This window comes from Spirillospora sp. NPDC048911, assembly GCF_043198015.1.
GTDB lineage: Bacteria > Actinomycetota > Actinomycetes > Streptosporangiales > Streptosporangiaceae > Spirillospora.
Genome location: NZ_JBICUD010000003.1, coordinates 617,856 through 642,166, shown reverse-complemented (window position 1 = coordinate 642,166; position 24,311 = coordinate 617,856). Strand labels below are relative to the sequence as shown.

Here is a 24,311-nt window from a genome sequence, read left to right as displayed (position 1 = left end):
TCAGGGACGATCGGTGAGGTAGCCGCCCATCGTGCGGAACAGCTCGCGGGCGGGCAGGTCCTTGCCGTCCTCGGTGCGGACGCGCTCGACGACGAGCCCGTGGCTGCGGCCGCGCCGGGCCTCGGCGCCCGCGACGATGACCACGCCGTCGCCCTCGGGGATGAACACCCGCCCGGGAGTGCCGCCGTAGACGCCCTTGGAGACCGACGCCTTGAGCACGCGGACGCGCTCGCCCCTGTAGTGGGTGAACGCGTTCGGGTACGGGTCGGACTGCGCGCGGACGAAGCGTTCGAGATCCTCCGCCGGCCACGTCCAGTCGATGGCGCTGTCCTCGATGGAACGCTTGTGGAAGAAGCTGGCCTTCGTGCGGTCCTGCGGTGTGAGCTTCGCCTCTCCCGACGCGATCAGGTCGAGCGACTCCTTGACGATGGGGCCGATCAGGTCGACGGTCCGGTGGAAGAGGTCGGTCGCGGTGTCGTCGGGCCCGATCGGCACGGCGCGCTGGAGCACGATGTCGCCGGCGTCGAGCTCCTCGTCCATCATGTGCGCGGTGACGCCGACCTCGCTCTCGCCGGCGATGAGCGCCCAGATGATGGGGGAGAAGCCGGCGAACTTCGGCAGCAGCGAGTCGTGCACGTTGAGGGTGCCGTGCCGGGGCAGATCGAAGATCTCCGGCGGGATCCAGGTGCGCCAGTTGTTGGCGACGATGAGGTCCGGGTCGGCCTCCTTGAGCCGCACCAGCAGCTCGTCGTCGGGCCGGTTGCGCAGCACCACCGGGACACCGTGCTCCTCGGCCAGGTCGGCGACCGAATCGCTCCAGATCTTCTCGTACGCGTGGTCGCTCTTGGGGTGCGTCACGACGAGGACGACCTCGTGCTCGGACTCCAGAAGTGCCTGCAGCGTGCGGTGCCCCCAGGTCTGGTAGCCGAACATCACGACCCGCATGGTGCCTCCTTGTGAGGGGGAAGAGGACAGGTTAGGCTCACCTTCATTAGGTGAGCCTAACCTAATCGTATTGAGCGTGCCCCCTCCCGGAAAGGCCCTCCATGTCCCTCGCCGCGACGCATGTCCACGATCTGGTCGGCATCGGTTTCGGGCCCTCGAACCTCGCCCTCGCGATCGCACTGCGCGAACACGGCGACCCCGTCGACGCGGTCTTCTTCGAACGGCAACCGGCGTTCGGCTGGCATCGCGGCATGCTCATCGAGGGCACGACGATGCAGGTCTCGTTCCTCAAGGACCTGGTCAGCATGCGGAACCCGGCGAGCGAGTACAGCTTCCTCCGCTATCTGCAGGAGAAGGGCCGGCTGGTCGACTTCATCAACCACAAGACGATGTTCCCGTCGCGGATGGAGTTCCACGACTACCTGGAATGGGCCGCCTCCTCCTTCACCGACGTCGAGTACGGCACAGAAGTAGTGGCCGTCACCCCCGTCACCATCAACGGCACCGTCGAAGCGTTCGACGTCCTCGTCCGGGCGGGCGGCTGCGCCGACGAGCTGACCACCCGCCGCACCCGCAACCTCGTCATCGCCGCCGGCCTGGAGCCGTTCCTCCCCGAAGGCGTCGTCACCGAAGAGCGCGTCTGGCACAGCGAAGACCTTCTCGACCGCCTCCCCACCCTCCGCGACCCCAAGCGCGTGATCGTCGTAGGCGCGGGCCAGAGCGCCGCCGAGGTAACCGAACACCTGCACACCAGTTACCCCACCACCGAGGTTTGCGCGGTCTTCGCCAAGTACGGCTACACGCCCGCGGACGACAGCTCCTTCGCCAACCGCATCTTCGACCCCGTCGCGGTCGACCACTTCTACGAGGCGTCCGAGCCGGTGAAGGGGATGCTGCGCGACTACCACGCGTCCACCAACTACTCGGTAGTCGACCTCGACCTGATCGACGAGCTCTACCGGCGCCACTACCAGGAAAAAGTCCAAGGCATCGAACGCCTCCGCATCATGAACGCGTCCCGCCTCCTAGAAGTGGCCAAAACCCCCGACGGCCTACGCGCTACCGTCGAATTCCTCCCCACGGCCGAACGCACCGTCCTCGACGCCGACCTGCTCGTCTACGCCACCGGCTACCGCCCGGGAGACCCACTCACCCTCCTGGGCGAGGCAGGCGAATACTGCCACCGCCTACCCGACGGAGCCCTCCGCATCAATCGCGACTACCGCGTCGCGACCACCGACAACGTGCGCTGCGGCATCTACGTGCAGGGCGCCACCGAGCACACGCACGGCATCACCTCAACGCTCCTCTCCAACACGGCCGTACGCGCAGGCGAGATCGTGGAGTCGATCGCCACCCACCTCCGCCAGGAGACCTACGCCCTCTCCCGGTGACCAGGGCAGGTGAGCGTTCATCGCAGGAGACCACGGGCCGCCCTGCCTGAGACCGTGGACGAGGACACCCGAAAGATCCTCGCCACCTCACCCGTGGCTCATCCCGCATCGAGATCCTCACTGCACTGGACGATGGCCTCCGCGGCCTCGGTCAGATCCCACGTTGGGAACGTGACCGTTCCGCGCGGCGGAAGCGTGACCGAGAACGTCTCGTCCCGCGCCCACCCGCCGTCCACCCGCGAGCCGGCCGAGGGGACACACATCACGATCACCATCCAGCCCAGCCCCCACCTGGAGGGCGACGTTCCCGGGTCAACGGGGTTGTTGCAGGGCTTGGAAGTCGCGGAACCAGGGGCTGCGGCCTGACAGCTCGCCGCGCGGCTGGACGGTGTGGCGGGCGTAGACGCTGTTGAGCAGCCACGGGTCCTTCTTCGGACCCCAGTTCTTCACCATGGGGTCGTCCTGCTTGAAGGCGTACGTGGCGACCGCCAACCGGCCGGTGCCTCGGTACAGCTTCATCTGCTCATTCAGGAAGCCCGACTGCTTGGCGAACCATGGGCAGGCGCGCAGGAAGGCGGCCCACTCGCGTTCGCTGAACGGCTTGGCGATGGCGGCCTTGATCACCTGCCAGACCTTGATGTCCTTCGGGAAGCCGTACTTGGTGGTGAACGACGCCGGAACCGGGTCGGTCATGTGCTGGCGCCAGAGCGGCATCAGCGAGAACTCGGTCACGAGGAACTTCTGGTCCTTGCGCATCCTCGGCAGGATGTAGTCGGTGAAGGCCTTGGCGTTGAGCGAGGCGGCGACGTGCGGATGGATGTCCACGCCCTTGATGGCCGGTGTCTTGCGCACGAAGGCCATCCAGCGCTCGACCGCGGGCGTGCGCTGGGCGGGCTGGTCGATCCGGTTGAGCGCGCCCATGTAGAGCGTGGTTCCGCAGTTCGCGGCGCAGCGCTTCCGACGGAAGTCGATCACGTGCTTGGCGACGGTCTCGTAGAAGGTGTTCAGTCGCTGGTCGCGCTCGGTCTTCTTGCTCTCGATGAACGGCTCGTTGCCGATGGTGAGGATGTCGACCTTGCCCATGACGAGCGGGAGCACCTTGTCCAGCCTGGCCAGCTCCGTTTTCATTTTCGGGCTGCCCGGCTTGGGAAAGGACGTCTCGGTGTAGGGGAACTTCAGGCTCAGGATCGTGTCGTGGCCGCGCTTGGCGGCGTCGTTGATGGTGCGGATCGTGACGTGCTTGGCGGGGGCGCCCTGGTCGGTCGCCGGCATCGGGAAGAAGCCGCGCACCCAGCTGACTCGCGCCTCGTTCAGCTCCCGGTAGTCGAGCGCGTCCAGGTTCTGGTTGAAGTTCGCGCCCAGGGCTCCCGGCGCGGGGGCGTTCGCAGAGCTGGCTGCGGGCGTTCCCGTTCTGGTGCTGGAGCAGGCAAGCGGAGTTATGGCCACTGCCGAGGTCAGCGCGATGATCGAGAGTCGCCGAAGCATGCGGATCATGCTTGCGTCAGCTCGATCATGCTGTCAAACGGGTGAGACCGAGAGCGGTCAACGAGGCGTTGTGGCGTGGTGGTCGCGGATGGCGTCCAAGACCTCGGGAAGCTGACCGCGGGCTGCGGCTGAGCGCAGGTGGTCCAGGTAGTCGCGGGATTCGACGATCTTTCCGTCCCTGACGCGCATGACGAAGACGGCCGGGATGGTGAAAGGTTCGCCGGTCTCCACCACGGTGCCCTCGTACTGGAACTCGGCCACGATGACCTCGGGATCGGTGGTCTCGTGGACGTTGATCCGGGTCGGCTGACGTCGCAGGGTCGGGCCTTGGTACGGCTGGGCCCCGCCACCGAAGTGGGCTCGTAGCGCCTCGCGGGAGCGCATCGGCGGCGCTTCCAGGGGGAAGAACGGGTGCGAGACATCGGTCTGCTCCGCGTACAGGTCCACCACGTCCGCCCAGCGCTCTTCACAGACGCCGTGCACGAGTTTCAGGAAGACTTCGCGAGGAGTATCGGTCACCGGCTCACCATAACCGTCCGCTCACCCTGCCGGAGCTTGCGGGCGGCGAAGAACACGGCGGCGTAGCCGGCGTCGAACTAGTACATGCCCAGCTCGTTCAGCAGGTCGCGGCGGCGGGTCAGCATCGGCAGCTGTTTCGTCCGCCCAGACGCAGATCTGGCGCGCAGGGCGGACGTGTCGATGCCGCTGAACCCGGTGGGAACGGCGTGCTCACTCGGTACACCCCTGTCCCGTGCGAGCCCATCGGGGACGGGCGGTCAAGGAGATGCGTTGTCTTCTTCCTGGGTGTGATGGCGGCCTATGGGGATTACCAGGGGGGTTCCGCTTACCGGGTCGCGGGTTACCTGGCAGCGCATGCCGAAGACGTCTTCTACGAGGGCCGCGTCGATGACGTCGGAGGGGCCGCCTTCGGTCACGATCGCGCCGGACTTCATGACGATGATGTGGTCGGCGTAGCGGCAGGCCTGGTTGAGGTCGTGCAGGACCATGACGATCGTGCGGTTCTCGCGGCGGTTGAGGTCTACGACCAGGTCAAGGACGTCTATTTGGTGGGCCAGGTCTAGGAAGGTGGTTGGTTCGTCCAGGAGGAGGATCGGGGTGCCTTGCGCGACGGCCATGGCGATCCAGGCGCGTTGGCGCTGGCCTCCGGAGAGCTCGTCGATGGGGCGGTCGGCGTGCTCCAGCATGCCGGTGGCGCGGAGGGCCTCGGTGACGGCGTCCTCGTCGCCGGACGACCATTGGCGCCACCAGGTCTGGTGCGGCGAGCGGCCCTGGCCCACCAGGTCGGTGACCGTGAGGCCTTCGGGGGCGACGGGGGATTGGGGCAGGATGCCCAGGCGCTGGGCTACCTGGCGGGTCGGCATCGAGTGGATGGAACGGCCGTCCAGGTGCACCGTGCCGGTGCGGGGGGAGAGCAGGCGGGCCAGGGCGCGCAGGAGGGTCGATTTGCCGCAGGCGTTCGCGCCGATGATGACGCTGATCTGGCCGGTCGGTACCTGGAGGTCGAGGTTCTCGGTGACGATCCGGTCGTCGTAGGCGAGCTTCAGGCCGTTCGCCCGCAGGTCGGGGCCCGGCGGGTCGTCCTGTGCCGGGGGCACCGGGCGGGACTTCAGGGACGTCACGTTCAACCTCCAGAGCCGGCGCGGTTCGCGCGGGCCAGCTGCCATAGCAGGAACGGTGCGCCGAGCACGCCGGTCACGACGCCGACCGGGATCACCATGTCGGCGAAGAGCCGCTGGCTGATCAGGTCGCTCAGCAGGACGATGGCCGCGCCGGTGAGGGCGGCGGCGGTCAAGGGGGGTGAGGGTGTGCGGGCCAGGCGCTGGGCGATCTGCGGCGAGGCCAGTGCTACGAACAGGACGGGGCCGGTGGCCGCCGTCGCGAACGCGGCGAGGGCGGAGGCGCAGAGGAGCAGCGTTATCCGGGTGCGCTGCACTGGTGTTCCCAGGCCTGCGGCTACTTCGTCGCCTAGGAGGAGGGTGCGTTGCAGGCGAGCCAGGAGGATCAGGACGGGTAGGAGGAGGAGCAGCGCTAGCGCCAGCGGTTTTGCTTCTGGCCAGCCTCGGTCGTTGAGGCTGCCTACCAGCCAGCCCACGATCTTCTGTGCCTGGTAGAGCTCCATGCGGCTGACCAGGTAGACCGTGAGGCTCGTGCACATCCAGCTGACGCCGATGCCGACCAGGACGATCCGGTAGCCGGTCGTGCCTCGGTTCCAGGCGAGGAGGTAGATCAGCAATCCTGCGGTGAGCGCGCCCGCGAGGCCTTGGGACTGCGAGCCTCCGGCTATGCCGAACGCCGTGCCGGACGCCACGGCCGCTCCGGCGCCCTGGGTGATGCCCAGCATGTCGGGGCTCGCCAAGGGGTTGCGCGTGACGGTCTGGAAGACCGCACCGGCGGCGCCGAACGCGGCGCCGGAGAGGAGGGCGACTGTGGCGCGGGGCAGGCGTAGCTCTCGCACCGCGAAGAGCGTCGCGGGGTCGCCGCTGCCCCAGAACGCGGGCACGACATCGGGCAGCGCCACCGGGAAGTCGCCACTCCCGAACGCGACCGTCGAGCAGAAGATGCTGAAGGCTATGGCGGCTAGGGCTAGCCAGACGAGGATCAGGCGCGGGCGTATGACGCCTGAGACGGCTGGGTGTTTCAGGCGGAACGTGGCGCGGCCTGGCATCACAGCTCCGCCAGCCGGCGGCGGACCAGGGCGATGAAGACGGGCGCTCCGAGGAACGCCGCGACCAGGCTCACATCGATCTCCTGCGGGCGGGCGACGACGCGGCCGATGATGTCGGCGGCGAGGAGGAGGCAGGGCGCGACCAGCATCGAGCCGGGCAGCAGCCAGCGGTGGTCGGGGCCGGTGATGAGCCGGACCACGTGCGGCACGACCAGGCCGACGAAGACGATCGGGCCGACTACGGCGGTGATGGTGCCCGTGAGGAGGGTGACGGCCAGGACCGCACGGAGACGGACCATGCCTAGTCGTCTGCCGAGGGCCACCGCGACGTCGTCTCCTAGGGCGATGCTGTTGAGCGCCGTCGCTGTGGTCAGGGCCAGGAGGGCGCCGGCGATGAGGAACGGGGCGATGCGCAGCAGGGTGCCGCCGTCGTGGCCGGTGAGGGAGCCGGACGACCAGTAGCGGTAGCGGTCGAGCGCCTCGGGGTCGGTCAGCGCGATGCCGCTGGTGAGGGAGTCGAGCAGGTAGGTGACCGCCACTCCGGCGAGCGCGAGCTTGACCGGTGAGGCGCCGCCGCGTCCCCGGCTGCCGAGCAGGTAGACGACGACGGTGGCGACGAGCGTGCCGCCGAACGCGAACCAGATCGAGCCCATCAGCGCGGTGATTCCGAACACACCGACGGCGACCACCGTGCCGAAGGCCGCGCCCGCGCTGACGCCGAGCAGGCCCGGGTCGGCGAGGGGGTTGCGGGTGAGTCCCTGCATGACCGCGCCCGCCAGGCCGAGGGCCGTTCCGGCGAGCACGGCGACCACCGTGCGGAACAGGCGGGTGCTCCGCACGATGGCCTCGGTCTCGGCGTCCACGCGCGGGTGACCGGGGTCGACGAGCGCGCGTACGACCAGGTCGAGCGGGATGGAACGGGCGCCGATCGCCAGCGACGCGAGGCAGAGCACGACCAGCGTCACGGCGGCGGCGGTGACCAGCAGCGGGCGCCTGAGCGGGCGGGGCGGGGACGCGGTGACGGCGGCCGGCGGGGCCACGTCCCGCGCGGTGGGCGCGGGACCCGTGCTGTCACGTGTCACGAAGATCCGATCTGGCTGGGTTAGGCAAGGCATACCTCACTATTTGCGGGTATGCAAGCCTTTCACCTGGATTGAAGATAGGTAAGGCTTACCTTAGTATCGCCGCGCCGACCGGCGTTCGACTCGAGCCAAAATGAGGAAGCGATGTCCCAACCCCCCAAGCACCCCACGGGCGTCCGGCGCGCGAGGCGCCTGCTGACGGCGTTCGCCGCACTCGCGCTCGGCATGACGCTCGCCGCGGGCTGCGGCGACTCGGACTCCACCGACACGAAGGCCGGCGCCGCCGCGCCGGGTGCGGCGGGGGCGTCCTTCCCGGCCACGGTCGAGCACATGTACGGCACGACGACCATCAAGAAGAAGCCGGAGCGGATCGTCACGATCGGCCTCAGCGACCACGAGCCCGTACTCGCCCTCGGCTACAAGCCGGTCGGGGTCGTCGACTGGTTCGAGCGCAAGCCGTTCACCGACTGGCCGTGGGCCAAGGCCGCCTGGGGCGGGACCGAGCCGACCGTCCTCGGGCTGCGCGAGGACGGCGTCAAGATGGAGAAGCTGCTCGCGCTGAAGCCCGACCTCATCTTCGCGATGTACGCGGGCATCGAGAAGAAGAACTACGACCAGCTGTCGAAGATCGCGCCGGTGGTCGCCCAGCCCAAGGGCTACGACCCGTACGCCGCGCCGTGGAAGGACTACACGCTCCTGGCCGGCCGCGCGCTGGGCGTCGAACCCAAGGCCAAGCAGCTGATCAGCGACATCGACGCCAAGTTCGCGAAGGTCCGCAAGGACAACCCGCAGTGGGCGGGCAAGACCGCGGTCTCGGCCGACAGCTTCAAGGCCGGTGCCTACTCGGCCTTCCAGAAGGGCGATCCCAAGTCGGCGTTCCTGGCCGACCTCGGCTTCACCGTGCCCGAAGAGATCACCAAGAAGGCCGGCAAGTCCAACGTCGTCGACTTCGGCTCCGAGGGGCTCGACATCCTGGAGGTCGACCGGCTGGTCTGGCTGACCACCGGCAAGGAGCCGCACGCGCGCATCAAGGCCGACAAGGTCTACAAGGAGCTCAAGGTCGCCAAGGAGGGCCGCGACCTGTTCCTGACCTACCAGGACCCGCCGATCGGCGCGGCGCTCTCGTTCAACACCGTGCTGAGCATCCCCTACGCGATCGAGCAGATGGTCCCGCTCATCAAGAAGTAGCTCATCACGAAGTAGCGGTACCGGAACGTGGCGGTACCGGAACGACGACACTCACTGCGGCGACGTGCGGAAGGGCTGGGGGACGATGTCCGGCGGCGGGTTCGAGCTGGAACTGACAGGGGCGCAGACAGGGATCTGGCTGGCCCAGCAGATCGAGCCGGACAGCCCGGCCTACACGGTCGGCTGCCACGTCGAACTGCCGCCGGGCGCGGACGCGGCGCGGCTCGCCGCGGCCGTGCGCCGGGCCGTCCTGGAGGCCGATCCCCTCCACGTCGTGTTCGGCGAACGGGACGGACGGCCCGTCCAGATCCCGCGCGCTCCCGGTGAGTGGTCGCCCGCGATGCTGGATCTGGCCGGCGAGCCCGATCCCGAGTCGGCTGCCCGCGCCTGGATCGGCGCGGACCTGGCGCGGGTCGCCGACCTCACCGACGGCCCGCTCTTCGCGCACGCGGTGATCGAGCTCGGCGACGGGCGGATCTGGTGGTACCACCGCTACCACCACCTCGTCACCGACGGCTCGGGCGTCCTGAACCTCATCCTCCGGGTCGCCGCGCTGTACGGGGACCCGGAGGCCACCACCCCGGACTGGTCGCTGTCTCGGCTGGTCGGCTCGGACGGCGCGTACCGGCGTTCCGCGGCGCGCGAGACCGACCACGAGTTCTGGCGTGCCCGGCTGGCGGGCCTTCCCGACGAGCCGGCGCGGCTCGTGGAGTGCCCGCCGGTCCAGGCACGCGAGTTCGAGCGGCGCACGGCCGAGCTGACCGCGGAACGCACCGAACGCGGCCGCGCGGTCGCCGCCGACGCGGGGACGCGTTTCTCGCGGCTGGCGATCGCGGCGGTGGCCGCCTACCTGCACCGGTCGACGGGCGCGCGGGACGTGGTCCTCGGCCTGCCCGTCACCGGCCGCCTGGACGCCGCGCTCCGGGACTCGCCGGGCTTGATGTCCAACGTCCTGCCGCTGCGGCTCACCGTGCGGCCGGGCATGACGCCCGCCGAGCTGATCGCGGCGGTGGCCCAGGAGATCCGCGACGTCGCGGCGCACGGCCGGTACCGCGGCGAGGACCTCGCCCGGGAGCTCGGCAGGCCCGGCGGCCTGCGCGAGCTGATCGGGCCCACCGTCAACGTCATGCCGTACCACGAGGGGATCCTCCTCGGGGACCTCCCTGTCACGGTCCAGTACCACTCGCTCGGGCCGGTCAGCGATCTCTCTGTGGTCATGTACGACCGTCCGGCCGGGCAGGGCGTCCGGATCGACCTGGACGCCGACGCGGCGGTCTGCGGCCCGGACGAGCTGGCCGCGCACGAGCGCCGCCTCCTCGCCGTTCTCGACGCGATGACCGCGCACCCCGACCGGCCACTGGGCGCCATCGATCTGACGACCTCCGGCGAGCGCCGGCAGGTGCTCACTGAGTTCGGCGGCTCTGCCGTCGCCAAGCAGCAGGAACTGTCGTGGACGGCCGCTTTCGAGCGCCGTGTCGCGGAGACGCCGGACGCAATCGCGGTGATCTGCGAGTCGGAACGGCTGACATACCAGGAGCTCAACGGCCGGGCCAACCGGCTCGCCCGGCTCCTGCGCGGCCGTGGTGTGGCGGCTGAGGACGTCGTCGCGGTCGCTGTGCCGCGCTCGGCCGGCATGGTCGTGGCGCTGCTCGGCGTGATGAAGGCGGGTGCCGCGTACCTGCCGCTTGACCTCGACCACCCGGCGGACCGCGTCGCCTACATGGTGGACGACTCGCGCGCGCGTGCGGTCGTCTCGGTCAGCGAGCTCGCCGACGACCTTCCGTCCATCCCGCACGTGCTGCTGGACGATCCGGAAGTCGCGGCCGAACTGGCGAGCCTGGACGAGAACGACCTGCCGGAAGTGGCCCGCGGTGACCTCGGCCGCGCCGCGTACGTCATCTACACCTCGGGCTCGACCGGCCGTCCCAAGGGCGTCGTCGTGTCCCACGACGGGATCGGCAGCCTCATCGCGACCGCCGCCGAACGGCTGGGCGTGGAGCCCGGCAGCCGGGTCGTGCAGTTCGCGTCGGTCGGGTTCGACGTCGCGGTGTGGGACCTGGTCATGTCGCTCTGCGTCGGCGGCACGGCCATCGTCGTCCCGGCCGAACGGCGCGTCGCGGGGGAGGAGCTGACCGGCTACCTCGCCGAGCACCGCGCCACTCACATGATCCTGCCGCCCTCGCTGGTGGCGGCGCTTCCGGCCGACTGCGAGCTGCCCGAGGGCGCCGTGCTGGTCGTCGGCACCGAGGCGGTGCCCGCCGAGCTCATCGCGCGGTGGAGCGACCGGATGCGGGTCGTCGTCGCGTACGGCCTGACCGAGGCCACCGTCAACTCCACGCTCTGGCTCGCCGAACCGGACGCCGAGGGACCGGTGCCCATCGGCGTGCCCGACCCGGGGACCCGCTGCTACATCCTCGACTCGGCGCTGCGGCCCGTCCCGCCCGGCGTCGCGGGCGAACTCTACGTCGCCGGTCGCGGCCTGGCCCGCGGTTATCTCGGGCGGCCGGGCCTGACCGCCGAACGTTTCGTGGCCGATCCGTACGGTGGGCCGGGCGACCGCATGTACCGCACCGGCGACCGGGCCCGCTGGCGCGCCGGCGGCGACATCGACTTCCTCGGCCGCGGCGACGGCCAGCTCAAGATCCGCGGCTTCCGCATCGAACCGGGCGAGATCGAGAGCGCCCTCATGGCACACGACGCCGTGGCGCAGGCCGCCGTCGTCGCCCGCGAGGACCAGCGCGGGGCCAAGCGCCTCGTCGCCTACGTGACCTGCACCGACGGCCTTGACGTCGCCGAACTGCGGAGCTTCGCGGCCGCCGCGCTGCCCGACTACATGGTGCCCGGCACGATCGTCGTCCTGGCCGGGACGCTGCCGCTGACCCCCAACGGCAAGCTCGACAAGGACGCGCTCCCGGAGCCGGAGTGGACGGCGGGCGCCGGTGACGCGCCGCCGGAGACACCCGCCGAGCACACCCTCGCCGCGCTGTTCGCCGATGTGCTGGGACTGCCCGCCGTCGGCGTGCACGACAGCTTCTTCGAGCTGGGCGGTGACAGTATCGTCGCCATTCAGCTGGTCAACCGCGCGCGGCGGGCCGGGCTCGCCCTCACCCCGCGCGACGTCTTCCGCCGCCGCACGGTCTCCGCTCTCGCCGCCGTCGCCGCCGAGGCCGGAGACACCGTCGCCGAACGGCCGCACGACCCCGGCTTCGGAACCGTTCAGCCGACGCCGATCATCCAGTGGCTGCGCGAGCTCGGCGGGCCCATCGACGCGTTCCACCAGTCAGTGGTGGTGCGGGTCCCGCACGATCTCGACGCCGACGCGCTCGCCACGACCTTGCAGGCGGTCATCGACCACCACGGCATGTTGCGGGCCCGGCTCGACCGGGCCGACTGGACGCTGGAGGTCCCGCCGCCCGGCACCGTCCAGGCCGCGGACCTCATCGAACAGGTGGAGGGCGGCGGCGATCTCGCCGAGCACCGCGAGCGCGCCGCCGCACGCCTGGCACCGGAGCGGGGCGTCATGCTCCAGGCCGTCTGGTCGCCCGAGGACGGACGGCTGCTCCTGGTGGGCCACCACCTCGTCGCGGACGGGGTCTCCTGGCGCATCCTGCTCTCCGACCTGGAGCAGGCGGCGATGGGCGAGGAGCTCGCGCCGGTCGCCACCTCGTTCGCCGAATGGTCCAGGCTGCTGGCCGCCGACACCCGGACGGCCCACCCGGGCACCTGGCGCGACGTGGTGAACGAGCCCGCCGCCGTGCTGGGTGCCCGCCCGCTCGACCGGCAGACGGATGTCGCGGCCACCGAACGTTCCCTGACGGTGACGCTGCCCGCCGACGTGACGGCCCCGCTCCTCACCGGCGTGCCCGCCGCGTACCACGGCTCGGTGGACGACGTGCTGCTCACCGCGCTCGCCGTCGCCGTGGCCGCATGGCGGCCGGAACACGATGAGCTGCTGGTGCACCTCGAACGGCACGGGCGCGAGCAGGACGAGGTCGCCGGAAACGCCGACCTGGCGCGGACGGTGGGCTGGTTCACCAGCTTCCTTCCGGCGCGGCTGGCGCCGGGGACCGTCGACTGGGCCGACTTCACGGCGGGCGGTCCGTCCGTCGGCCGCGCCCTCAAGCGGATCAAGGAACAGCTTCGCGCCGTCCCCGCGTCCAGCAGCCTGGGCTATGCCGCGGAGGCCGCATCGGCGCAGGTCCTCTTCAACTACCTGGGACGTTTCCGGGCGGGCGGCGACGGCGCCTGGCAGCTCGCGGGCGACACCGAGCCGCTCTCGGCCGGACGGGACCCGGGCATGCCGCTGGGGCACCCGCTCGAAGTGAACGCGATCGTCCGCGACGACACCGCGTCCGGACCGGAGCTGAGCGCGACCTGGTCATGGCCCGACGGCGTGTTCGGATTCTCCGACGTCACCGATCTGGCCGGGGCCTGGCTCGACGCGCTGCACGGCCTGGTCGCCCATCTGAGCTGCCTGAACGCGGGCGGGCACACGCCGTCGGACTTCCCGCTCGTGGCGATCGGCCAGGACGAGATCGACGACTTGGAGGCGGCGGCCGGTGACCTGGCGGACGTCCTGCCGGTCACGCCGCTCCAGGAGGGCCTGCTCTTCCACGCGCTCTTCGACGAGGACGCCGACGACGTCTACACCGTCCAGCAGATCATCGAGCTGGCGGGCGACGTGGACCCGGCCGCGCTGCGCCGTGCCGTGCAGGGCCTGCTCGACCGGCACGCACTGCTGCGCGCCGGATTCCGGCAGCTGGCGAGCGGGCAGATCGTGCAGTTCATCCCCGGCTCGTCGGCCGTGCCCTGGCGCGAGGTGGACGGCGGCGACGCCGAGGCCGTCGCGGCGGAGGAGTTCGCGCACCGCTTCGATCTCGCGGCACCGCCGCTGCTGCGCGCCGCGTTCGTCCGGGGCGAGGCGGCGAACCGGCCGCACACGCTCATCCTCACCCTGCACCACCTGACCTCCGACGGCTGGTCCGTGCCGATCATGCTGCGCGATCTCGTGTCGGGTCAGACCGCGACGGCTGGGGCTCCTTCGTACCGCGACTACTTCACTTGGCTCGCGAGCCGTGACCGGGAGGCGGCGCGCATGGCCTGGCGCGAGGCGCTGGGCGGGCTGGACGAGCCGACGCTCCTCGCCGGAGCCCGGCGCGAGGAGGCGGTCCCCGGCCCGATGGGGCAGGTGCGCACCTCGCTGGACGCGGCGGCCACGGGCGGCCTCACCGCGTGGGCGCGGGCGCGGGGCCTGACGCTGAGCACCGTCGTGCAAGGGGCCTGGGGGCTGCTGCTCGGCCGTCTCACCGGGCGTCACGATGTGGTGTTCGGGTCGACCGTGTCCGGCCGCCAGGCCGAGGTCGACGGCATCGAGTCGATGGTCGGGCTGCTGGTCAACACGCTGCCGGTGCGGGTGACGTGGCGGCCGGAGGAGCCGCTCGCCGGCCTCTTCGCGCGGCTCCAGGACCGGCAGACCGAGCTCCTCGACCACCAGCACCTCGGGCTGGCCGAGATCCAGCGGCTCGCCGGGCACGCCGACGCCCTCTTCGACACGCTCGTGGCCATCGAGAACTACCCGATGAGCGACGAGCTGCGCGCGCCGGGCGCCGCGTTCTCCATCGCGGACGTGGACATCCGCGACGCCTCGCACTACCCGCTCTCGCTGACCGTCGTGCCGGGGGAGCGGCTGGAGCTCCGCCTCGACCACGACACCGCCCGCTTCGCCCCGGAGACGGCCCGGCGCCTGTCGGACGCGCTCACCCGGTTGCTGGAATCGGTCCGCGCCGACGCGGAGCGCCCGGCGGGGCGGCTCGACCTGCTGTCCGCCGCCGAACGCGCGGAGGCCCGGCTCGTCGGCGCGGCCCGCGACATTCCGGCGGAGACGCTCGCGTCGGCCATCACGGCGCAGACCGCGCGCACGCCGGACGCCACCGCCGTGATCTTCGGGGACGAGGAGATCTCGTACGCGGAGCTGGACCGGCGTGCGGAGAAGCTCGCCCGGCGCCTGGCGGCGCGACGCGCCCGGCCGGGGGAGTACGTCGCGGTCGCGATCCCGCGTTCGGCCGACCTGATGGTCGCGTTGCTGGGCGTCCTGAAGTCGGGCGCCGCGTACGTGCCGCTCGACGCCGCCTACCCGGCCGACCGGCTGGCCTTCATGCTCGCCGACTCCGGCGCCCGCCTGGTCGTGACAGCGGACGGCGAGCTTCCCGGGATCAGCGGGGTCGAGTTCGTCGTGGTCGGAGACACCGGCGATGAACACGACGCCGAGCCGCGCCCCGCTCGTCCTGGTGACCCCGCCTACCTGATCTACACCTCGGGCTCCACCGGGCGCCCCAAGGGCGTCGTGGTCACCCACCGCGCCATCGTCGGCCACCTCGCGTGGGCGCAGGGCGCTTTCGGGATGGGTGACGGCGATCGTATGCTCCAGCAGGCGTCGGCGAGCTTCGACGCCTCGGTGTGGCAGCTCTTCTGGCCGCTCTGCTCGGGCGCGGCCGTGGTGCTGGCCGAGCCCGGCGGGCACTTCGACCCGGTCTACCTGGCCGGTCTCATCCAGGAACGCCGCGTCACCGTCCTCGACATCGTGCCCTCGATGCTCCAGGCGTTCATCAACACCGACGAGGTCACCGCCGATCCGGCGTGGGCAGCGAGCCTGCGGAAGGTCTTCGGCGGCGCCGAGGCTCTGACCGGGGACACCGCGCGCCGCTGGCTGGAGCTGACCGGCACGCCCGTCGACAACTGCTACGGGCCGACCGAGGCGACCGTCCAGGTCACGTGGGCGGACGGGGCCGTACCTCCCGAGGGCGAGGCCGTGCCGATCGGAGGGCCGGTCTGGAACACCCGGCTGTACGTGCTCGACACCTGCCTGCGGCACGTTCCCGAGGGCATGCCGGGTGAGCTCTACATCGCCGGTGACCAGCTCGCACTCGGCTATCACGCCCGGTACGGGCTGACCGCCGAACGTTTCGTGGCCGACCCGTACGGGCCGGCGGGCACGCGCATGTACCGGACGGGCGACCTGGTCCGGCGGCGTGCGGACGGCGCGCTGGAGTACGCCGGCCGGACCGACCACCAGATCAAGATCCGAGGCAACCGGGTCGAGCTGGGCGAGGTCGAGGCGCAGCTCGCCCGCGAGCAAGGAGTGGCACGCGCGGTCGCCATGGCTCGCGGCGGAGCCGCGCCGGGGGGTGCGGGGGGTCGTTCCCCCTCGGGGGGCGCTGTGCGCGGCGAAGGTTCCGGCATGCGGTTGATCGCGTACGCCGTGGCCGCCCCCGGCGCCCGGCTGGACGCGGCCGAGTTGCGTGCGCGGCTGGCCGCCGCGCTTCCGGCGCCGATGGTGCCGAGCGCGATCGTCGTGCTGGACGAGCTGCCGCTGACGCCCAACGGCAAGGTCGACCGCGAGGCCCTGCCCGTTCCGGAGGCGGCACCGCGTGAGGTGCGGGCGGCCCGCAACGACACCGAACGGCTGCTCTGCGAGATCTTCGGCGAGGTCCTCGGCACGGACGCCGGCGTCGACGACGACTTCTTCGTCCTCGGCGGCGACAGCATCGCGTCGATCACCGTGTCGAGTCGCGCCCGCAAGGCCGGTCTGCCGCTGAGCCCGCGCGACGTCTTCGCCCATCGCACCCCCGCCGCGCTGGCCGCCGCCCACGGGACGGGCGTCGTCGGCGGGGAGGGCGCCGGGGACGCGGAGCTGGTCGAGCTCACGGACGGGGAGCTTGAGCAGGTACGCGCGACCAGCCCTGTCCCGGTCGCGGACGTCTGGCCGCTGTCCCCGTTGCAGGAGGGCATCTACTTCCACGCGACCTACGACACGGACGCGATCGACGTCTACACCTCGCAGGACGTCTTCTCGTTCGACGAGAGCCTCGACGCCGACCGGCTCCGCGCGGCGTGCGCGGCGCTGCTGGCGCGCAACCCGAGCCTGCGGGCGGGCTTCACCGGCACGGGCCTGCCGCGTCCACTCCAGTTCATCGGCGCGGACGTGCCGCCGCCGCTGCGCGAGATCGACCTCTCGTCGCTCTCCGCCGCGGAGCAGGAAGAGCGGATCGCGGAGCTGCTGGCCGCTGACCGGACCGAGCGGTTCGACCTGGCGTGCCCACCGGCGATGCGGCTCCTGCTCATCCGGCTCGGCGGCGGCCGGGGGGATCGGCTGGTGCTCAGTCACCACCTGATCCTGTGGGACGGCTGGTCGGCCTGGTTGTTCCTGGAGCAGCTCTTCACCCTGTACGAGCGGGCCGGTGACGACGGCGGGATGCCGAGTCCGGGCAACTACCGTGACTATCTCGCCTGGCTGGCGGCTCAGGATTCGGGCGCGGCCCTCGGGGCCTGGCGCGACGCCCTCGCCGGGCTCGACGAGCCGACGCTGGTGCGGCCCGCCGACGACGGCCTCCAGCCCGTGATCCCGCGTGACCTCGACGTCGAGCTCCCGGCGGAGCTGGGCGACCGGCTGCGCGGCACCGCGCGCGAGCGGGGCCTGACGCTGAACACCATGCTGAACGCCGCTTGGGGGCTCGTGCTGTCCGCCGCGGCCGGTCGTGACGACGTGGTGTTCGGCGCCGCCGTCGCGGGGCGCCCGGTGGAGGTGCCCGAGGTCGAGAACATCATCGGGATGTTCCTCAACACGGTGCCCGTGCGGATCACGCTGAAGCCGCGCGAGTCCGTGCTCGGCCTGCTGCGCCGCGTCCAGGACGAGCGGGTGGCGCTGATGCCGTACGAGCATCTCGGGCTCGGCGACCTCCAGCGCGAGACGGGGCACCGGCGGCTGTTCGACACGCTGTTCGTGCTGCGCGACGCCGGCGGCGAGGACCGGATGCTGGAGTTCACGCGCCGCAACGGCATCGTGGACGTCGCCAACGCCGACGCCACGCACTACCCGGTCACGCTCATCGTGACGCAGGGCGCACGGCTGCGCGTGACGCTGTCCTACCGTCCCGACGCGTTCGACGACGACGAGGCGAGCGCGCTTCTCGACCGCTTCACGATGGTGCTCGACCAGTTGTCGGCCGGTCTCGCGGACGGGGCCGAGGCCGAGGCCGAGGTCGAGGCCGAGGTCGAGGTCGGCGGTCTCGACCTGCTGCTGCCGGACGAGCGCCGGAGCCTCGGCGAAGAGTGGGACGCGTCGCAACGTCCCTTGCCGCCGGTGACCGTGGCCGAGCTGCTGTCCGAGCGCGCGGCGCGCGTCCCGGACGAGATCGCGCTCGTGTTCGGGCCGGAGCGGCTGACCTACGGCGAGCTGGACGCGCGGATCAACCGCATGGCGCGCCTGCTGCTGGCGCGCGGCGCGGCGCCGGAACGCGTGGTGGCGCTGGCCCTGCCACGTTCGGTGGAGATGGTCGTCGCGCTGTTCGCGGTCCTCCAGACGGGAGCGGCGTACCTCCCGCTGGACTTGGAGTACCCGGCCGAACGGCTGGAGTTCATGCTCGGCGACACCGCCCCGGCGTGCGTCCTGACGACCACGGCCGTCGCGGCGACGCTGCCGGACGTGGACGTCGACCAGATCCTGGTCGACGACGCCGCGACCGTGGCCGAGCTGGCGGGCCTGCCGGGCGAGGCGCTGGACGACGCGGAACGCCCGGCGTTCGCCCGCGACCTGCCGCACCGGCTGGAGCACCCGGCGTACGTGATCTACACGTCGGGCTCGACCGGCCGTCCCAAGGGCGTGGTCACGCCCTACCGCGGCCTGACCAACATGCAGTTCAACCACCGTGAGGCCATCTTCGAGCCGACGATCGCCGCGGCCGGCGGACGGCGGCTGCGGATCGCGCACACGGTGTCGTTCGCGTTCGACATGTCGTGGGAAGAGCTGCTCTGGCTGGTCGAGGGCCACGAGGTGCACGTCTCCGACGAGAACCTGCGGCGCGACGCCGAGGCGCTCGTGGCGTACTGCGACCGCGAGCTGATCGACGTCGTGAACGTGACGCCCACGTACGCCCACCACCTCATCGACGAGGGGCTGCTGGACGGCCATCGGCCGCCGCTGGTGCTGCTCGGCGGCGAGGCGGTCTCCGAGACCGTGTGGTCCACGCTGCGCGATACGCCGGGGACCTTCGGCTACAACCTGTACGGGCCCACCGAGTACACGATCAACACCCTCGGCGCCTCGACCGGCGACAGCGCGACCTCGACCGTCGGGCGGCCGATCTGGAACACCCGCGCCTACATCCTGGACGCCGCGCTGCGCCCGGTGCCGCCGGGCACCCCCGGTGAGCTCTACATCAGCGGCGTCGGCCTGGCGCGCGGCTACCACCGGCGGCCGGGACTGACCGCCGCGAGCTTCGTCGCCGACCCGTTCGCCGCCGAGCCCGGCGCGCGGATGTACCGGACGGGCGACCTGGTGCGGCGCCGCCCCGACGGCAACCTGGACTTCCTCGGGCGCACCGACGACCAGGTGAAGATCCGTGGTTACCGGGTCGAGCTGGGCGAGATCGGCGCCGCGCTGGAGGACCACCCGCTGGTCGCTCACGCCGCCGTCGTCGCGGACGGCTCCGGGCCTGGCGGCGTCAAGCGGCTCGTCGGCTACGTCGTGCCCGCGGGGACGGGCGGCGCTGACGACGAGCTGGTCGCCACGCTGCGCGAGGCGCTGAAGGTGCGGTTGCCCGGTTACATGGTCCCGGCGGCGCTGATGCTCGTCGACAGGCTGCCGATCACCGTGAACGGCAAGCTCGACGTGCGGGCCCTGCCCAAGCCCGAGGTGAGCAGTGGCGCCGAGAGCCGGCCGCCGCGGTCGCCGCGCGAGCGGGTGCTGTGCGAGATCTTCGGCGAGCTGCTCGGAGTCGAGCGGGTCGGCATCGACGACGACTTCTTCGACCTCGGCGGACATTCGCTGCTGGCGACGCGGCTGGTCAGCCGGGCGCGGGCGGCGCTCGGCGCCGAGCTCGCGATCCGCGACCTCTTCGAGGCGCCGACGGTCGCCGAGCTGGCCGAACGGGCGGCCGCCTCGGCGCCGGGCCGCCGTCCCGAGCTGGTCGCCGTGCCGGAACGGCCCGCCGAGCCGCCGCTGTCGTTCGCGCAGCAACGGCTGTGGGTGATCGAGCAGCTGGAGGGCTCCTCGTCCGCCGCGTACAACTTCCCGCTGGTCATGCGGCTGCGCGGCGCGCTGGACGTGGCCGCGCTGCGCGCCGCGCTCGGCGATGTGATGGCGCGGCACGAGGCGCTGCGCACGCTGATCGTCGAGCGCGAGGGCCGCCCGTTCCAGCAGGTGCTGCCCGCCGGTGACGCCCGGCCGGAGTTCGCGGTGCTGGACGCGGCCGAGGGCCGGCTCGACGCGGTGCTGGCGACGGTGCTGGGACGGCCGTTCGACCTGGCCGCGGAGCCTCCGCTGCGCGCGACGGTCATCCGGCTCGCACCCGACGAGCATGTGATCGCGCTGCTGCTGCACCACATCACCACCGACGAGTGGTCGGACGGGCCGTTCCTGCGCGACCTGTCCACCGCGTACGCCGCTCGCACGGCGGGACGGGCGCCCGAGTGGGAGCCACTGCCCGTCCAGTACGTGGACTACACGCTGTGGCAACGCGAGCTGCTGGAGACGGACGATCTGGCCGCGCGGCAACTGGCGTACTGGCGGGACAACCTGCGCGGCGCGCCCGAACAGCTCGAACTGCCCACCGACCGGCCGCACCCGGCCCGGCCGACCATGTCGGGCGGCGAGCTGATCATCGAGCTCGACCCGGCGGCCTGCGACGGGCTGCGCCGGATCGCCCAGCGGAGCGGCGCGAGCATGTTCATGGTCTGCCACGCCGCCGTCGCGGCGCTGCTGCACCGCCTCGGCGCCGGCGACGACCTCCCGCTCGGCGCGCCGATCTCCGGGCGGACGGACGGGGCGCTGGACGACCTCGTCGGCTTCTTCGTCAACACGCTCGTGCTGCGGACGGACGTGTCGGGCGACCCGACGTTCGCCCAGCTGGTGGACCGCGTACGCGAGACCGACCTGGCGGCCTTCTCCCACCAGGACGTGCCGTTCGAGGCCGTGGTGGAGGAGGTCAACCCGGTGCGGTCGCCCGACCGCAACCCGCTCTTCCAGGTCATGGTCGGCTACCGCAACCGGACCGGCGACGACGTCGCGCTGCCGGGGCTGACGGCGGTGCCGCAGCCCGTGGAGGCGCGGACGGCCAAGTTCGACCTCGTCTTCAGCTTCGCCGAGGACGTGGAGAGCGGCCGGATCGGCTGCGTGCTGGAGTTCCGCTCCGACATCTTCGACCGTTCGTCGGTCGCCGTTCTCGGAGAGCGGTTGTCGCGGCTCGTCACCGCCGTGGCCGCCGACCCCGAACTGGCGCTCGGCCGGATCGACGTGCTCACCGACGCGGAACGCCAGCAGGTCCTGGTCGGCTTCAACCAGACCGACCGGGTCGTCGAAGAGCTGACCATTCCCGGATTCTTCGGGCGCCTCGTGGCCGAACAGCCGGAAGCGGTGGCGGTCGTGGACGGCCCGCGTTCGGTGACCTATGCCGAGCTGGACGCCCTGTCGGACCGCATTGCGATCCTGCTCGCCCTCCATGGGGTGCGGGCCGAGAGCGTCGTCGGCGTGGCCGTTCCGCGTTCCGTGGAGATGGTCGCCGTCATGCTCGGCGTCACCAAGCTGGGCGCGGCGTTCCTGCCCATGGACCTCGCCCATCCCGCCGACCGGCTCGCCTACATGCTCGGCGACGCGCGGGCCGCCGTCGTGGTCGTCACCGAACAGGTCGCGGGCAAGGTTCCGGACGTCGAGGGCGTAGAGGCGGTGTCCCTCGACTCCCCGGAGATCGCCGGGGAGCTCGACGGTCTCGCCCCCGGGGCCGCGTTCGCTCCGATCGCCCTCGACCAGGCCGCCTACGTCATCTACACATCGGGCTCGACCGGCCGTCCCAAGGGCGTCGTCGTCCCGCATGAGGGCATCGGCAGCCTGGTCGCGACCGCCGTGGACCGGATGGGGCTGCGGCCCGACAGCCGCGTCCTGCAGTTCGCGTCGATCGGCTTCGACGTCACGATCTTCGAGCTGTCGATGGCGCTGTGCCACGGCGGCACCCTCGTCCTGGTGCCCGACGAAGCGCGCGTGCCAGGGCGTGAGCTGACCGACTTCATGAACGAGCAGCGGATCACCCACGCGATCCTGCCGCCCTCCCTGGTGGCCGCGCTGCCGCCCGGATGCGACATTCCGGAAGGCGCCACCGTCCTCGTCGGCACCGAGACCGTGCCGCCGGACGCCATCGCGCGCTGGGCAGGGCACCTGCGGCTCCTCGCGGCGTACGGCCTGACCGAGGCCACGGTCAACTCCACGTTGTGGCCCGCGGAGCAGGGCTGGACGGGCGCCGTCCCGATCGGCGTCCCGGACCCCAACACGCGCGTCCACGTCCTGGACGAACGGCTCCAGCCCGTCCCGCCCGGTGTCGTCGGCGAGCTCTACGTCACCGGCCGCGGTCTCGCGCGCGGCTACCTGGGCCGTCCCGGCCTGTCCGCGGAACGCTTCGTGGCCTGCCCGTTCGGCCCGCCCGGCACCCGGATGTACCGGACCGGCGACCGCGCCCGCTGGCGCACCGACGGCAACGTCGACTTCCTCGGCCGCGCCGACGACCAGGTGAAGATCCGCGGCTACCGCATCGAACCCGGCGAGATCGCCGGCGCCATGACCCGGCATCCCGGCGTCACCCAGGCGGCCGTCGTCGCCGACCGCGGCGGTCAGGACACCCGCCTGATCGGCTACGCCGTGGGGCAGGCCGATCCGGCGGAGGTGCGCGCCCACGTGGCGGCGCTGCTGCCGGACTACATGGTGCCCTCGGCCGTCGTCGTGCTCGACGGCCCGCTGCCCCTGACGCCGAACGGCAAGCTCGACCGGCGTGCCCTTCCGGCCCCCGACTGGTCGGCCCGCACCGGGACGGCGCGTCCCGTCACCGGCCGCCAGCAGGCCCTCGCCAGGCTCTTCGGCGAGATCCTCGAACTCCCCGAAGTGGGCGTTCACGACAACTTCTTCGAGCTGGGCGGGCACTCCATGTCCGCCATGCGGCTGCTGGGCCGCATCCGTACCGTCCTGGACGCCGGCCTGGCCCTTCGCGACGTCTTCGACGCGCCCACGGTGGCCGATCTCGCCGACCGTCTGGACACGACGACCGCCCGCCCGCGCCTGACGCCCGTCGAACGACCCGCCGTTCTGCCCGCCGCTCCGCCTCAAGAGTGGCAGTGGACGCGCCAGAGCACGGGACAGCCGTACGACATGGCGTTCGCGCTCCGTTCACCCGAGGGGCTGGACGCCGTCGCTCTGGCAGCGGCCCTGGCTGATCTCGCCGCACGCCACGAGCCACTCCGCACCGCCCTCGCCGAGCGGGACGGCCGCCTCGTTCAGCACGACGCGGACTTCGCCCTCGAAGAGCTCCAGGTCGGCGACCTGGACGCCGAGCTCCACGCTCTCGCGGCGGAACGAGCCGACCTGACCCGGCCGCCCCTGCGCGCTCGCCTGCTCACCGACCCCGCCGGCGCCCAGACGCTGCTGCTGACCATGCACTACATCGGCGTGGACGAGTGGTCCGTCGTCCCGTTGATCAACGATCTGGCCACCGCCTACACGGCCCGGCGCGAGGGCGATGCCCCCGCCTGGGAACCACTTCCGGTCTCCTACAGCGACTACACCGTCTGGGCCCGCTCGCTCCCGGTCGAGCGTCAGCTCGCGTACTGGCGCGAGAACCTGTCCGGCGCGCCCCGGGAGCTGACCCTCCCGTACGACCTGCCGAACACCCGCGAATCGCGCGGCGACTACGTCCATTCCATCCTCGACCCGTCCCTGCACCAGGCGATCGACAAGCTCGCCACGGAGACGGGCACGAGCATGTTCATGGTGCTCCAGGCTGCCCTGGCCACACTCCTCACCCGCAACGGCGCCGGGACCGACCTGCCCATCGCCTCCCTCGTCGCGGGCCGCACCGAAGAGACCCTCACCGATCTGATCGGATGCTTCTTCAACACGGTGATCCTCCGCACCGACACCAGCGGCGAACCGACGTTCAGGGAGCTTCTGGCGCGGATCCGGGAGACGAACCTGAACGCGCTGGACCGCCAGGACGTGCCGTTCGGCAGGGTCGCGAAGGCCCTCGGCCTGCCCGCCCCGCAGGTGATGCTCGTCCACCACGAGAAGGCCCGGATGGCCCGCATCGACGAGATCGTCTTCGAGTCCGTCCCGACCGGAGCCATGAACGCCCACCTCACCGTGAGCTTCTTCGAACCCCGCGGGGACGGCCCCGTCGACTGCCTGCTGGAGTACGACGGCGCCCTCTTCGATCGCGCGACCGTCCAGCGCCTCGCCGGCGAACTCGTCACCATTCTCACCAAGGAGACCCGATGAGCACCAACCCCTTCGAAGACGCCGAAGGCCGCTTCCACGTCCTCGTCAACCACGAGGGCCAGCACTCGCTGTGGCCCGCGTTCGCCGAGATCCCGGCCGGCTGGACGGTGGTGTTCGGCGAGGACACCCGCGACGCCTGCCTGGCCTACGTCGAGGAGAACTGGACCGACCTCCGGCCCAAGAGCCTCATCGAGGCCATGAACAGCACCTCCTGAACGAGCACC

General features: G+C 71.5%; 11 protein-coding genes. 4 read left to right on the top strand and 7 right to left on the bottom strand.

The features are described 5' to 3' along the window. A complete protein-coding gene (locus tag ACGFNU_RS16940) occupies positions 1–945 on the bottom strand; it encodes a methionyl-tRNA formyltransferase (protein ID WP_392594462.1) in 945 nt (314 codons plus the stop codon). A 101-nt stretch (positions 946–1,046) separates the two neighbouring features. Between ACGFNU_RS16940 and ACGFNU_RS16935 the strand changes: the two genes are divergently transcribed. Further along, the gene (locus tag ACGFNU_RS16935; RefSeq protein WP_392594461.1) at positions 1,047–2,339 is read left to right on the top strand and encodes a lysine N(6)-hydroxylase/L-ornithine N(5)-oxygenase family protein; all 1,293 of its coding nucleotides are present in this window, start codon (positions 1,047–1,049) and stop codon (positions 2,337–2,339) included. Between the two features lie 98 nt (positions 2,340–2,437). Here the strand turns inward: ACGFNU_RS16935 and ACGFNU_RS16930 are convergent, their stop codons facing one another. The 6 genes from ACGFNU_RS16930 to ACGFNU_RS16905 all read right to left on the bottom strand — a co-directional run bounded on the left by ACGFNU_RS16930 (position 2,438) and on the right by ACGFNU_RS16905 (position 7,592). Next, on the bottom strand, positions 2,438–2,602 hold the full coding sequence (locus ACGFNU_RS16930) for a hypothetical protein (RefSeq protein WP_392594459.1): 165 nt from the start codon (positions 2,600–2,602) through the stop codon (positions 2,438–2,440). Positions 2,603–2,651: 49 nt separating this feature from the next. After that, a complete protein-coding gene (locus ACGFNU_RS16925; RefSeq protein ID WP_392594457.1) occupies positions 2,652–3,824 on the bottom strand; it encodes a hypothetical protein in 1,173 nt (390 codons plus the stop codon). Positions 3,825–3,881: 57 nt separating this feature from the next. Beyond that, positions 3,882–4,343, bottom strand: coding sequence for a nuclear transport factor 2 family protein (locus ACGFNU_RS16920; RefSeq protein ID WP_392594455.1), 462 nt, complete (start codon positions 4,341–4,343; stop codon positions 3,882–3,884). Positions 4,344–4,600: 257 nt separating this feature from the next. Further along, entirely contained in the window at positions 4,601–5,464 is an 864-nt protein-coding gene (locus ACGFNU_RS16915; RefSeq protein ID WP_392594453.1) for an ABC transporter ATP-binding protein, read from the bottom strand. A gap of 2 nt (positions 5,465–5,466) precedes the next feature. Continuing rightward, entirely contained in the window at positions 5,467–6,510 is a 1,044-nt protein-coding gene (locus ACGFNU_RS16910; RefSeq protein WP_392594451.1) for a FecCD family ABC transporter permease, read from the bottom strand. Then, the gene (locus ACGFNU_RS16905; RefSeq protein WP_392594449.1) at positions 6,510–7,592 is read right to left on the bottom strand and encodes a FecCD family ABC transporter permease; all 1,083 of its coding nucleotides are present in this window, start codon (positions 7,590–7,592) and stop codon (positions 6,510–6,512) included. The genes ACGFNU_RS16910 and ACGFNU_RS16905 overlap by 1 nt, the downstream gene beginning before the upstream one ends. Positions 7,593–7,736: 144 nt before the next feature. On the opposite strand from ACGFNU_RS16905, the gene ACGFNU_RS16900 reads away from it, so the two are divergent. The 3 genes from ACGFNU_RS16900 (at position 7,737) to ACGFNU_RS16890 (ending at position 24,302) form a co-directional block, all read left to right on the top strand. Next, entirely contained in the window at positions 7,737–8,780 is a 1,044-nt protein-coding gene (locus ACGFNU_RS16900) for an iron-siderophore ABC transporter substrate-binding protein (RefSeq protein ID WP_392594447.1), read from the top strand. A 64-nt stretch (positions 8,781–8,844) separates the two neighbouring features. After that, on the top strand, positions 8,845–24,087 hold the full coding sequence (locus tag ACGFNU_RS16895; RefSeq protein WP_392594445.1) for an amino acid adenylation domain-containing protein: 15,243 nt from the start codon (positions 8,845–8,847) through the stop codon (positions 24,085–24,087). Beyond that, positions 24,084–24,302, top strand: coding sequence for an MbtH family protein (locus ACGFNU_RS16890; protein WP_392594443.1), 219 nt, complete (start codon positions 24,084–24,086; stop codon positions 24,300–24,302). The genes ACGFNU_RS16895 and ACGFNU_RS16890 overlap by 4 nt, the downstream gene beginning before the upstream one ends. The last annotated feature ends 9 nt before the right edge of the window (positions 24,303–24,311 follow it).

Coding starts and splice junctions, on each gene's coding strand:
- ACGFNU_RS16940 (WP_392594462.1), bottom strand. CDS start 945: ATGCGGGTCGTGATGTTCGGCTACCAGACCTGGGGGCACCGCACGCTG.
- ACGFNU_RS16930 (WP_392594459.1), bottom strand. CDS start 2,602: ATGTGTGTCCCCTCGGCCGGCTCGCGGGTGGACGGCGGGTGGGCGCGG.
- ACGFNU_RS16935 (WP_392594461.1), top strand. CDS start 1,047: ATGTCCCTCGCCGCGACGCATGTCCACGATCTGGTCGGCATCGGTTTC.
- ACGFNU_RS16925 (WP_392594457.1), bottom strand. CDS start 3,824: ATGCTTCGGCGACTCTCGATCATCGCGCTGACCTCGGCAGTGGCCATA.
- ACGFNU_RS16900 (WP_392594447.1), top strand. CDS start 7,737: ATGTCCCAACCCCCCAAGCACCCCACGGGCGTCCGGCGCGCGAGGCGC.
- ACGFNU_RS16910 (WP_392594451.1), bottom strand. CDS start 6,510: ATGCCAGGCCGCGCCACGTTCCGCCTGAAACACCCAGCCGTCTCAGGC.
- ACGFNU_RS16890 (WP_392594443.1), top strand. CDS start 24,084: ATGAGCACCAACCCCTTCGAAGACGCCGAAGGCCGCTTCCACGTCCTC.